Genomic DNA, 13,004 nt, shown 5'->3' with positions numbered 1-13,004 from the left:
AGGCTTTATGATGCCGGTGTGCGGGGCCAGAGGGAGATTGTCCAGGCCATGGGAGCCGAACGCCGCGCCTTTGCCGCCGTCTTTTCCAGCAAAGCCGGGATCGCGCCACACCGCCGCGCCGGCGCATGGGCGCTGTGCGCCGCCGCCTTCCTGATGCTGGCCGCTGTGAGTGTCGCGCGGCCGCGGACGGCATTGGCGCAATCGAGCAGCAATGTGCCGGGGCAAGGGAGCCTCGACGCCGAGATCGACCCGTTTCCCTATGATCCGCGCCTGGAGATCCGCAGCTATTTGCAGAACCATCTGCCGAGCCTCTGGTGGGCCAACGAGCCGGAATACGGTCTCGGGGTGTTTACCGTGACGATCCATGTTCCGGTGAACTGGCGCGGCAATCCCACCTCGGCGCTTCAGCAATTGTGCCCGCAGGCGAATAGCACAATTTGGCAGGGCATCAAGCGCCTTGAACTCCAGCCCTTTTACAAGAATGCCATGTGGCCGGGCGTGGTCTGCCGGCCGTAAGGTAAGTGGTTTAATGATACCTATTTCGGTGGCGACTTTTACCCAAACGTCGAACGCGGGTAGGAAGCGCCGCGAAATTCTGTAACGTGTGGAAATGTTTCGCGGGACGCCGTATCGACCGGAGGGTATGCGTGCTATCGGAATTGAAATCGCTCGGCGAAACGCATCTGCCCCAGTTTTACGCCAAGGCCTGCGATCTGTTCGACCGCAAGGTGGCGCGCAACCCGCACAGTGAAGTCAATCTGCTGCCGTTGCTTGTCAATGCGGGCGAAACGGCTTGCGATATTGGCGCGAACCACGGGCTGTTTACGTTTTTCCTGCTGCGGCAGAACGTGCGCGTGCTTGCGTTCGAGCCCAATCCCCGCCTGGTGCGCATTTTGCGCTATCGCTTTCCCGACGCCATCCGGCGCGGCGACCTGCGGCTGTTCGACTGCGCCTTGAGCGATGCGGAAGGGCAGGCCACCCTTCACGTGCCCAAGGGCTTTTCCCCGCTCGCCACGCTCGACGGCGCGCTGGTGACGGCGGACGTGGCGATGGACACGGTCGCGGTGGCGCTGCGCCGCCTGGATGCGGTGGTGCGCGAGGATGTGGCCTTCATCAAGCTGGACGTGGAGGGCCACGAGGCGCGGGTTTTGCTCGGCGCGGACCATCTGCTGCGGGCGAACCTGCCGACCTTGCTGGTGGAGGCGGAGGAGCGCCACCGGCCCGGCGCCGTCGCTTCGGTGGAAGCGCTTCTCGCGCCCCTGGGCTATGCCGGCCTGTTCTTCGCGAACGGCGCGCCGCATCCCCTTTCCGCCTTCGACACGCAGCGGCACCAGCGCCGCGAGGCGCTGAACGCCGCCGGCACGAAGGTGCTGCCGGGCCACACCTATATCAATAATTTCGTGTTCGTCGCCCGCGCCGATGCGAAGGCGCGGCTGGCGGCCCGCTGGCCGGACCTCGCGTCCGACCTTTAGTCCGACCTTGGGCCGGGCAGGTCGCTTCGAGGCCGCTGGAATCGGGATCGGCGCTAAGCTCAGTCCGGAGCGATAGGTATGGTTTTGACGACCGCCCCGGTTGGCAGGCGGCCGGCGCCGCGCTATCAGGTCGAGCCGAAGCCCTTACCCAGCGAGCAACCATGTCGGATCGTGCAGCGCCCCTCGCCTCCCGTCCTTTCGCGATCGCCGGCCGGCCGCGTGCCGTATCCACCAAGGTGATGGCGGGCCTCATTTTTCTTGGCCTGACCGGGCCGGCGCTCGCGCAGAGCGCAACGCCTCCGGCTGCCACCACCCCGGCGGCGCCGAAGAAGCCCGCGCCCGCCAAGCCCGCCGCGCCCGCGCCGGCCGCCGCTGCCGAGGATGGCCCTAGCCGGACCTCCGCCACTTATGAGGATTGGGTGGTGCGCTGCGAACGCCCGGAAGGGGCCACGGCAAAAGTCTGCGAAGTCTCTCAGACGCTGCAGATTGGCGATAAGCAGCAAGGGCTTATGGCGCAGATCGCATTCGGCCGCCTGAAGCCGGATGCCCCGCTTCTGCTGGTGCTGCAACTGCCCGCCGGGGTGTGGCTGCCGGCCGGCGCCCGCTTCACCTATGACGAGAAGGCCAAGCCGGTTGCCCTGGCTTATAAATTCTGCATCCGCGCCTGCATCGCCGATATCGAGTTGAGCGCCGCCGACGCCACCGCCCTCGCCGGCGCGAAGGGCAGCGGGAAGCTGGAATTCCAGGACCGCTCGCAGACCCCGATCTCGCTTCCCATCTCCTTCAACGGCCTCACCGCCGCCTTGGCCGCCCGCGACAAGATGTAAGAAAAGCGTTTTTTATCAAAGGCCCATGGCTGGCATCAGCCATGGGCACGGGCATGTCTCCCGGTTTCCTTTTTATTTCTGACGATTTATGATATTCGTCAGTTTATGAAACGAGGAGGCGGACCCCGGTGAGCGTGCGACAAAGGGAAACGGCGGACGAAACCCGCGAGCGGATCGCGATCGTGGCGGAAGAAATGTTCCGCCGCATGGGTTTCGCCAAGACCGCCGTGGCCGATATCGCAGCTGCGCTGGATATGTCCGCGGCGAACGTCTACCGCTTCTTCCCCTCCAAGAACGCCATCGTCGAGACCATCTGCAACCGCAGCTTGGCGGAGATGGAGGCGCAGATCGCCGCATTGGTGCACGCCCCGTTCACCGCGGCCCAGCGCATCGAACAGGTGTTCGTCGCTATCCTCTTGTATCATCGCGACAATTTCCTCGTCGAGCGGCGTGTGCACGACATGGTCCTGGTGGCGATCGAGCACAATTGGGCGGCCATAGAGGCCCATAAGGACCGTATCCGGCACCATATCGCTGTCCTGCTGCGCGAGGGCGTCACCGAGGGCGTGTTCGTGCCGCACGATGTCGATCGCGTCAGCGCGATTTTGCTCGGCGCCTGCGTGCGCTATTGCCATCCGATCCTTGTGGCGCAGTGCATTGACGAAGATCTGGAGGCGCAGGCCCGGGAGACCGTGCGGTTTCTCCTGCGCGCCGTCGAGGTCAACCGCCGGCCCATGTGAGATGCGTTCCGTCGGAGAGGCGCGGTCGCGCGGCCTTTTTCTGACGAAAGTTGAAAATCGTTAGTGGTGAGTCGTAACTCTTTAGCTTGGAAATGAAGCCATGTTGTCCGCCCGCCACATCCTGGCCGGCGCCGCCCTGCTGGGCAGCGCCTTTCTTCTTTCCGCCTGCGGTGAACCCGCCCCGGCCGAGCAAGCGGGCCCGCCGCCGCGCCCGGTGCAAGTCATGACGGTGACCCTGCGCCCGGTCGAGGCCGACAAGACCTTCGTCGGCGTCGTGCGGCCGCGCTGGGAAATCGACCTCTCCTTCCGGGTCGCCGGAAAGGTGGCGCAGCGCCTCGTGGAGGTGGGACAAAGGGTGAAGGCGGGCGATGTGATCGCACGGCTGGACCCCGAGGATTTCAAGCTCGAACTCGGCAGCGCGGAAGCGGAACTTGCCGCCGCCCAGGCCAATCTCGCCCAGACCTCCGCCGAGGACGGGCGCTATCGCACCCTTCTGGCCCGCGGCTTTGCCTCCAATGCCGACCTTGACCGCAAGTCGGTGGCCAAGGAAGAGGCGGTGGGCCGCCTGGAGCGGGCCAAGCGCGCGCTCGATCTGGCGCGCAACAAGCTCACTTATTCCGATCTCCTGTCGACGGCCGACGGGGTCGTCTCCTTCACCGCCGCCGAGCCGGGCCAGGTGGTCACGGCCGGGCAGACGGTCGCCCGCGTCGCGCGGCTGGATGAAAAGGAAGCCCTTGTCGCGCTGCCGGAAACCGCGCTCGCGGATGCGCGCAGCGCCGATGCCACGGTGACGCTGTGGGCGGCGCCGGATCGCAAGATCAAGGCGCGCCTGCGCGAGCTCTCACCCCAGCCCGACACCGCGAGCCGCACCTATCCCGCCCGCTTCACCCTGGAGAATGTGGACGATACGGTCGCCCTCGGCATGACCGCCACAGTGCTGCTGCGGCCCGCGGGCTCGCAGGACGTGGCCCGCCTGCCGCTCTCCGCCGTGTTCGATCGCGGCAGCGGCCCGCATGTCTATGTGGTCGATCCCAAGACCAAGACGCTGATCGCCCGGCCGGTGGAGGTCGTCGGCTATGCGGCCGATGCGGCGCTGGTGTCGAAGGGCGTGTCCGAAGGCGACGAAGTGGTCACCATGGGCGCGCAGACGCTCGAGCCGGGGCGCCTCGTGCGCACCGTCGCGGCCAAGTGACGGGGGCGGCGATGGACGGCTTCAACCTCTCGCGCTGGGCGATCACCCATCGCACCCTCACCTTGTTCGCGATCCTCATGCTGGCCGCGGCCGGCACCTTCGCCTATCTCAATCTCGGACGAGCGGAAGATCCCTCCTTCACCATCAAGGTCATGGTGGTGAATGCCGTGTGGCCCGGCGCCACCTCCACCGAAATGGAGGAGCAGGTCGCCGATCCGATCGAGAAGAAGCTCCAGTCCCTGCCGCATCTCGACCGGGTGGAAAGCTATTCGCGCCCCGGGGTCAGCTTCATCCAGATCTATCTTTCCGATTCCACCCAGGCGAAGGACGTGAAGGAGCTTTGGTACCAGGTGCGCAAGAAGGTCGGCGACGTGAAGGCGAACCTGCCGTCCGGCGTCATCGGCCCGTTCTTCGACGATGAATATGGCGACGTCTATTCCGCCCTCTACATGCTCAGCGGCAAGAATGTCGCCCCGGCCGAGCTGAAGCGGCAGGCCGAGATCATCCGCCAGGATCTGCTGCGGGTGCAGAATGTGGAAAAGGTGGATCTGGTGGGCGTGCGGCCCGAGCGGATCTATATCGAATTCAGCCACGCCCGCCTTGCCACCCTCGGCATCACGCCCCAGCAGATCTTCGACAGCGTGGCGCGGCAGAATGCGGTGGTCTCGGGCGGCGCCGTCGACACCAATGCGGACCGGGTGAACCTGCGCATCACCGGCGCCTTCTCCGGGGTCGACGCCATCGCGGCGGTGCCGGTGGCGGCGGGCAATGCTGTGTTCCGCCTGGGCGATGTCGCCACCGTGCGGCGCGGCTATGAGGACCCGCCGAGCTTCCTGGTGCGGCAGAATGGCGACGCGGCCGTGGGCATCGGCGTTTCCATGTCGGCCGGCGCCAACATCCTGACCCTCGGGGAAAATCTGAAGGTCGCCATGGACAAGGCGATCCGCGAACTGCCGGTGGGCATCGATGTGACGCAGGTCGCCGACCAGCCGCATATCGTGGGCGAATCCGTGGGCGAATTCCTCCACACCTTCGCCGAAGCGCTGGTGATCGTGCTGGTGGTCTCCTTCCTCTCGCTTGGCTTTCGCACCGGCATCGTGGTGGCGCTCTCCGTGCCGCTGGTGCTCGCCATCGTGTTCCTGGTCATGTTCTCCTCGGGCATGGATCTGCACCGCATCACGCTCGGCGCGCTGATCATCGCGCTCGGCCTGCTGGTGGATGACGCGATCATCGCCATCGAGATGATGGTGGTGAAAATGGAAGAGGGGCTCGACCGGGCGAGCGCGGCCACCTTCGCCTGGCATTCCACCGCCTTCCCCATGCTCACCGGCACGCTGGTGACGGCGGCGGGGTTCTTGCCCGTTGGATTCGCGAAATCCAGCTCCGGCGAATATGCCGGCGGCATATTCTGGGTGGTCGGCATCGCGCTGATCGCCTCCTGGTTCGTGGCGGTGATCTTCACGCCCTATCTCGGCTACATGCTGTTGCCGACCTTCAAGGTGCACGCCCATGGCGAGGCGCACGACGGGCGGCTGTATCGCCTGTTGCGCGGGCTGCTGAATTTCTGCCTGCGCCACCGGTTCGCGGTGATCGGCACCACGTTTGCCCTGTTCGCGGTGTCCATCGCCGGGTTCGGGCTGGTGCAGCAGCAATTCTTCCCCACCTCCACGCGGCCCGAGCTGTTCCTGGAAATGCGCCTGCCGGAGGGCACCTCCATCAAGGTGACCGAGGCGACGGCGAAGAAGGCCGAGGCCATGCTGGAAGGCGATTCCGACATCGCCACCGCCACGACCTATGTGGGGCAGGGCACGCCGCGCTTCTGGCTCGGGCTGAACCCGGTTCTGCCCAATCCCAATTTCGCCGAGGTGGTGATCGTCGCGAAGGACATCGCAGCCCGCGAGCGCATCAAGGCGCGGCTGGAAAAGCAGATCGCCGACGGCGCGCTCAGCGAGGCGCGGGTGCGCGTGGATCGCTTCGTGTTCGGCCCGCCGGTGGGCTTCCCGGTGAATTTCCGCGTGATCGGGCCGGACCCGCAGAAGGTGCGCGAGATCGCCGAGCAGGTGCGCGTCGTGATGGCGGGCGATGCCGCGCTGATTGATCCGCATCTCAATTGGGGCGAACGGGTGAAATCCGTGACGCTCCAGGTGGACCAGGACCGGGCGCGCGCGCTCGGCACCACGCCGCGCGACGTGGCCGAGACCTTGCAGACGCTGCTCTCCGGCTACACCGTGACCCAGCTTCGCGAAGGCACGCTGCTGATCGACGTGGTGGCGCGCGCGGTGCCGCAGGAGCGGGCGGACCTTCAGGACCTCGCCGGCCTGACCGTCAGCTCGCGCAACGGGGTCGCCGTGCCGCTCGGCCAGGTGGCGCGCATCGTCTATGCCTCCGAGGAGCCGATCCTGTGGCGGCGCGACCGCGACCTGGTCCTGACCGTGCGGGCCGACGTGAAGGACGGCATCCAGCCGCCCGACGTCACCACCCGCCTGCTGCCCAAGCTCGCCGCCATCAAGGCCGGCCTGCCGCCCGAATATCGCATCGAGACCGGCGGCTCCATCGAGGAGAGTGCCAAGGCCAACGCGTCCCTGGCGGCGGTTTTCCCGATGATGCTGGTGGTCATGCTCACCTTGCTGATGATCCAGCTCCAGAGTTTTTCGCGCCTCGCGCTGGTGCTCTGCACCGCGCCCTTGGGCGTGATCGGCGCCACCTGGGCGCTGCTGGTCGCCAACAAGCCGTTCGGCTTCGTGGCGCTGCTGGGGCTGATCGCGCTCGCCGGCATGATCATGCGCAACACGGTGATCCTGGTGGACCAGATCGATACCGACATCAAGGCCGGCCACGCGCCGGGGCAGGCGGTGGTGGACGCCACCTTGCGCCGCGCGCGCCCGGTGGTGCTGACCGCGCTCGCGGCGGTGCTGGGCATGATCCCGCTGGCCGGCAGCGCCTTCTGGGGGCCCATGGCCATCACCATCATGGGCGGGCTTCTGGTGGCCACCGCTTTGACCTTGCTGGTGGTGCCGGCGCTTTATGCCGCCTTCTTCCGGGTGAAGGTGCTGGAGCCGGAGGCGACGCATGGCGAACCACAGGCGGGGGCCGGGCACGGGGCCGGAGCGCCCGCGTGATGGGTTCGGATAAATAGGAATAAATTGACAATAGGAATTTGATCCTTTAATCCCATGCGCGAGTATTTGCGCATGGGAGGGGGACGTGCGGTCCATCGAAGACGATCATCTGGAGCTGGCGCAGATCGCCAGCGCCTTGGCGGCGTTGAAGTTCGAAGTTCAATTGCTGCGCTACGGCCTCGCCCGCAAGGCGGGTTTCAATTTCGCCCAGCCTCGGGTGCCCGTGGGCAATACCGGCGGCGGGAGATGGACCGACGGGGGCGGGTCGGGCGGTCTTGTCTCCGTGCCGCGCACCGTCACGCGCGTCAGCCACAGCGACGCGCAGGAAAGCGCGACCCGCAGCATTTACCGCGCGGACGGCAGCTTGGCCGAGCAGGGGGTGGCCAATGCGGATGGCAGCCGCATCGTGTCGCTCTACGCGGCACCCGGCGACAGCCCGGAATGGGACAGCATCCACCGCGTCGAACTGGCGGACGGGGCCGTCGCCACGTTTCGCAACCGCGGCAATACGCAAGAGATTTACGACGGCGAGGGCCGGCTTCTCAGCCAGACCGTCTGGGCCGAAGCGGGGCCACAGCCGCAGGCGATCATCCAGCCCGCCTTCCTCCCGCTCGTCGCCGCACCTGCTGCGATCGCGACGATAGAACTCGCTCTCACGCTGTACGGAGCCTATGCCGCAGGGGCCTTTGGACCCCTTGGCTCCGGCGCGCAGCCGGTTATTGCCTTCACGGCACGGGAATATGCGCCGGGCCAATCTCCGCGGATGACGCCGTCTTATGTCGGAGCTTTGACCAAGGAGGATGTCGAAAAGGCGTGCCGCCGGTACGGTGAGGTGTTGGACACTGCGGACGATGCGGCCCGCAAGCTAAATAAATCCGACTATCCAAGCGCCGCGACCTATGGGACTGCGGTGCATTCCGAGATAAATCGAAAGATAAGGTCTTTAAAAGACCCGAATTTCATTTCGGAGTTTTCGCTTCTGAAAACGGTGGATGAGGCGGGTACGCGCCCCTCTGGTTTTGCCAGCAGCCGCAATAACTACGGCAAAGAAGGTTCCATTCGCGTCGACATACTCGAAAATGTTAATGATGAAACGGTCTGCGTCTATGATATCAAAACAGGGCGCTCCGGTTTATCAGCGGCGCGGTCGACCGAAATTGCGAACGCGGTACATCAACATTTTCCAAACGCGGTCAACATTCTGATCACAGAAGTAAGGCCGAAATTATGACGACCGCACGGGAAATTAAAAAAATCGTCGCTCCTATAATTGATAGAAATCCTGATCTATCTTTGATCGGTCGCGTACTTATCATAAAGCCAGTTCATCACGTTTTACGTGGCGTCGTATTTAACAGAACGAGCGATGCAGATTGTTTCGAGATTGTTTTATCTATTATGATTTTATTTAACAGGCATGATGATTTTAATCTTTTAATGGGTGGTGATATATACCCGCCCCGCAAGGGGTTGTGGTTGATGAGTAATAAAAATATCGCAGATGATGTATGCGCAAAAATTGAACAAGAAGCGCTGCCTAGGTTAAGAAATATTGGAAGTGATTTCGAGTATACCAGAAGTTGGCGGGAGGGTGTGTCGCATGGGCTGAATCGTGCCGCGTCGGGCTATGCTCTGTGCCGGATCGCGGAAGGCAATCTCGACGCGGCGCGCGACCTGATTGCCACGTCCGAATTTGCTTCTTATGTGTGGCTTCCGCACCTGAAGCGCCTCGGCCTGGACGAGAAGCTGCTCGCCCTCGGCAACAAGCTGCCCCACGAGGATCGTCTCACCCTCGCCGGCCTGCTGCACGAATGGGAGGCCTATAGCGTGGAAAAACTCAAGCTCGGCAAGATCTGGGAGCGGACGCCGTTTCCCCTGGAAACCATGCCCTCCTGACCGCATTGCGGAAACGAAAAAGCCGGGGGTGATGCCCCCCGGCTTGGTCATCTCGTAGCGGATGAAGCGGCCGGCTTTGTGCCGGCGCCCCTCGCTCACCAGGTGTATTTGAGGCCGGCGGAGAAGGATTGCGCCGTCACATCGTCACTCAGCGAGAGTTCATACTGGCCGAACACCCGCAGATGCTCGCCCTGCTGGGCCGAGAGGCCGGCCGCCAGCACGCCGATGTTCCGCCCGACGCCGGTGGTCTCCACCGTGAAGGGCAGGGCCGGCGCGCCGATCAGGCCGGCGGTGGTGCCCACGTTCGTATCGCCGAAATTGTAGTAATACCGGGCGCTCAGTTCCGGGCTGAGGCTGATGGCGCCGAACCCGTAGGTGGTGGCGAGGCGCACGCCCACCGAGGGCATCACCAGATCCAAAGTCGCGGAGTCCACGCCAAGGCCGGCGGAGCCCGCATAGCCTTCGGTGAAGGCGCTGCGCGAGAGGTGGTACCAGTCGAAGCCGAGGCTCGGCTCGGCGGTGAGGGCGCCGAGCGCGAACACGCCGCCCGACTTGAGCGAGAAGGTCACGTCATTGCCGTTGGGCGAAGCCGTCGCCACCCGCGTCAGGGTGCCGAAGGTCAGCGCGCGGTTGGTGGCATAGTCCGAATAGGCATAGCCGAGCGTGCCGTCGAGGAACCAATTGCCCGATTGCAGCGAGCCATAGAGCGAGACCTGATAGCTGTCCGCGCTGCTGTCGCCGCCAGTGTCGCCGTTATTGTCGAAATTGCCGTAGCCGAGCGAGATGCCGACCAGCCCGTTGCCGAGCACCTTGTCCACGCCGAGCAGCACGCCGACGCCGGTCATATCGAAGGCGCCCGCGCCGCCGACGCTGGTGGGGCCGCCGAGCACGCGCGCCCAGGCGGACACCGCCCCGTCGCCGACACCCTTTTGTCCGGGGCCGGACTGGGCGACCGCCGCCGAGGCATCCTGAAGCGCGCCGCCGAGGCCCGCGCTATCCGCCCCGAGCGAGAGCATGGAGGCGTTGGCGCCAAGATCGCCCACCCCACGGCCGGAGCGCCGGGCGGAAATGCGATCTTCCAGGGCGCGGGTGAACTGGCCGCGCTGCACCGCATCCGCGGTGAGCAGATTGCCGATCGACTGGCCGGAGAGCTGGTCCAGCGCCGCGGCGCCGACCGCATTGGTCCCGGTGGTGTCGAGGCCGTAGAACACATTGTCGAGGTCGCCCTGGGCGCCGGTCTGGTAGGACGCGTTCAGATGGGCGGCCACCGCCCGCTGGTTCGCCGTCACGGCCGGAGCCGCAAAATTGCGCGCGAAGGTCACGCTGACCGAATTGGCGGAATAGCTCAGGGTTTCCGAGAGGAAGGGCGAGAGATCGACCACCTCGTCATATTGGCCGACCATCGTTCCGGTGGAGCGGGCGACGGTGAAGGTCTGGTTGGTCAGCTTGTCGGTCGCGTCGGTGACGACGCTCACGTCGCCGTCGAGCGTCATGGTGCCGGTCACGATCAGATTGTCGGTGCGGTTGGTGTCCACTTCCAGCTGGTAGGAGCCGCTGTCCTGCTGGATCAGATCGCCCTGGATGGTGAGCGTGCCGATCGAATTGCCCGGCAACAGGCGGCCGGCATTATTGACCGTGCCGACGATGATGCCGCTGCCGCCGACCGATCCCTGGGCGCCGATATTGAGCACCTTGGTGCGATATTCGCCGGTGGTGTTAATCTTCAGCAGGCCGGCATCGACCTGGGTGAGGTCGCGTGAACTGGTGACGCTGGTGCGGATATCCAGCGTGCCGGCGCCGTTCTTGCGGATCGAGCCGGTGCCCGAGAGCGCGGAACCCTGCAAGGTCAGCACCGCGCCGGGATCGACATTGAACGTGCCGCCGAACGTTGTGCCGCCGATTTCGCCATAGGAGACCGAGGCGTTCACCCGCACCTCGCGCAGCATGGTGAAGGACTGGCTGGCGCTAACGCCGCCGCCCTGGAGAGTCAAAACGCCGGAGGCATCGCCGAGATTGCGGTCGGAGGAGACGCGCACCAGGCCGTTGTCGACCCGCGTGCCGCCCTTGTAGCTGTTGGCGCCCGCGAGGGTCAGCGTCTTCTCGCCCTGCTTGATCATCGATCCGGTGCCCGCGATCGTGCCGTTGAAGTCGCGGTTGCGGATCTCGATATTGGCGACATAAGGCTGGGTGAGCGTGACCGCCGCGCCATATTCCAGATAGTCGGTGGTCTGGGCATATTGGGCGATCATCTCATGGGCCTTGGTCGTGGGATGGAACTGATCCCAGAACAGATAGTCGCCCACATTGGCCGCCGAGCAGCCGTTGGTGTACTTGCCGGTTTCGGAATCGACGCAATTGTCCCTGGCGTTCTTGAAGCCGAATGCGGTGGGATTGCGCTGCACCTCGGCAAGCAAGGCGGCGCTGTCGATCACCACCAGACGGGTTTGCGCATTGGCCTGCGTGAATTCATCGCCCAGGTTGTAGAGGCGCGCCTTCAGCTCGCGGTTGGTATCCTTGATGGTGGCGCTCAGCGGCAGGCGGTCGGCATCCGAGAGGCCGATGAATTTCGGCGTGGTGCTGACGTCGGCGATGGTCGGCACATAATAGGTGGCGCCCAGCTGGGCGATGTCCTTGCGGTTGTTGATCGTGGCATTGATCGTCCGCAGATCGTCGGGAATGTTCTTGAGTAGGATTTCCTTCTGCGTTCCCAGTGTGCTGTAATATGCGGTGCGGTTGGAAATGAACGTGTACCAATTTGTGTCTTCGATCTGCTGGCGGAAATTATTGCCGCCGATCCAGAAGGTGATCAGCGGCTTGTTGCCATAGCTTGATGCCGGCTCGGCCGGCACATTGCTGCGCGGATCATACCAGGCGCGCTTGATGCCGGTGATCTTGTCGTCGAACTGGCCGACCTGCTGCTCCAGGTGCTGCACCACAGCCGCGAGGGCGTTGCTATAGGGCGTACCGGTGACCGCGCCGCCCCAGGCGAGGTTGCGATCGGCATTATAGGGCAGGTTGTTCAACTTAGAGAGGTATTCAACCCACACCTGGCCGTTGGAGAAGTGGCCTTTATAGTAAAGTGGGCCCTTGGGCTGGGTGATGTCGACCGACAGGCCGCCACCGGTGAACACACCGCCGATCACACTCCCGACGGTGCTCAGATAGGACGTGCGGTCATAGGTGCGCCCAACGTCGGACAGGCTGTCGCCAAGGCTCCAGAGCGAGGTGTATTGCGGGGCCGCCTTTTGCGCGAAGGCTGTCGATGAAAGCAAAACAAGCGAAATCGAAGCCAGAATCCGGCGCATGGGAATCTCCGCAAATAAATATCGCCAGCAAAAGACCAAGCTTTGCCGCGAATGACTCTTTTTATCAGGGGGGATGTTCGCTGACTAAATTGAACCACGCGACCTGCGTCGCGTGCTCTGGAGCATAAAAATGAATTTAATCATGAGTCTACACCAGCCGACATTCAACCTTTCTTTCCTATGTGGAGGTACCTGTGTCAAGCATGGAATCAGAGAAATTGGTGTGTTTCCGTAAAGTTTTTAAAATTCAGGTGGCGTTAAAGTAGCGCCGCAGCGGTGGGTGCGAGGCGATATTTCGCTTCGATGAAGGTCATGGCTTCGTCGCAAACAGCTCGGATCTCCAGTATTTTCAGGCGTTATACGGCACCCCGCATGGCTCTGGACGACCGGTGTCCGACCGCGCGGCCCCGACTTGCGGCGGGGGTCATGTCGGGCGGGCGTCGGAGACGCCCG

9 protein-coding genes are annotated in these 13,004 nt (G+C 64.1%); 8 read left to right on the top strand and 1 reads right to left on the bottom strand.

All coding sequences use genetic code 11. The features are described from left to right. Positions 1-48 precede the first annotated feature (48 nt). From V5G24_RS19445 to V5G24_RS19410, 8 genes are all read left to right on the top strand, one after another. Positions 49-516: a hypothetical protein gene (locus V5G24_RS19445; RefSeq protein ID WP_394085029.1), complete on the top strand. Its 468-nt coding sequence runs from the start codon at positions 49-51 to the stop codon at positions 514-516. A 131-nt stretch (positions 517-647) separates the two neighbouring features. Next, the gene (locus tag V5G24_RS19440) at positions 648-1,472 is read left to right on the top strand and encodes an FkbM family methyltransferase (RefSeq protein ID WP_394085030.1); all 825 of its coding nucleotides are present in this window, start codon (positions 648-650) and stop codon (positions 1,470-1,472) included. A gap of 161 nt (positions 1,473-1,633) precedes the next feature. Further along, entirely contained in the window at positions 1,634-2,299 is a 666-nt protein-coding gene (locus tag V5G24_RS19435; protein WP_394085031.1) for an invasion associated locus B family protein, read from the top strand. A gap of 128 nt (positions 2,300-2,427) precedes the next feature. Further along, the gene (locus V5G24_RS19430; protein ID WP_394085032.1) at positions 2,428-3,039 is read left to right on the top strand and encodes a TetR/AcrR family transcriptional regulator; all 612 of its coding nucleotides are present in this window, start codon (positions 2,428-2,430) and stop codon (positions 3,037-3,039) included. A 100-nt stretch (positions 3,040-3,139) separates the two neighbouring features. Next, positions 3,140-4,231 carry an efflux RND transporter periplasmic adaptor subunit gene (locus V5G24_RS19425; RefSeq protein ID WP_394085033.1) on the top strand — a complete coding sequence of 364 codons (1,092 nt, stop codon included), beginning with the start codon at positions 3,140-3,142 and terminating at the stop codon, positions 4,229-4,231. A gap of 11 nt (positions 4,232-4,242) precedes the next feature. Beyond that, the gene (locus V5G24_RS19420) at positions 4,243-7,350 is read left to right on the top strand and encodes an efflux RND transporter permease subunit (RefSeq protein ID WP_394085034.1); all 3,108 of its coding nucleotides are present in this window, start codon (positions 4,243-4,245) and stop codon (positions 7,348-7,350) included. An 85-nt stretch (positions 7,351-7,435) separates the two neighbouring features. Then, entirely contained in the window at positions 7,436-8,581 is a 1,146-nt protein-coding gene (locus V5G24_RS19415) for a hypothetical protein (RefSeq protein ID WP_394085035.1), read from the top strand. Continuing rightward, the gene (locus V5G24_RS19410; protein WP_394085036.1) at positions 8,578-9,246 is read left to right on the top strand and encodes a hypothetical protein; all 669 of its coding nucleotides are present in this window, start codon (positions 8,578-8,580) and stop codon (positions 9,244-9,246) included. The genes V5G24_RS19415 and V5G24_RS19410 overlap by 4 nt, the downstream gene beginning before the upstream one ends. Before the next feature lie 95 nt (positions 9,247-9,341). Here the strand turns inward: V5G24_RS19410 and V5G24_RS19405 are convergent, their stop codons facing one another. Then, complete coding sequence (locus tag V5G24_RS19405; RefSeq protein WP_394085037.1) at positions 9,342-12,551, bottom strand: autotransporter domain-containing protein; 3,210 nt, start codon at positions 12,549-12,551, stop codon at positions 9,342-9,344. Positions 12,552-13,004 lie beyond the last annotated feature (453 nt).

The sequence above is a fragment of the Roseixanthobacter finlandensis genome (assembly GCF_043195105.2).
Taxonomy (GTDB): Bacteria; Pseudomonadota; Alphaproteobacteria; order Rhizobiales; family Xanthobacteraceae; genus NCEH01.
Note: the sequence above shows the minus strand (reverse complement) of the source record. Positions and strands in the feature narration are given on the sequence as shown.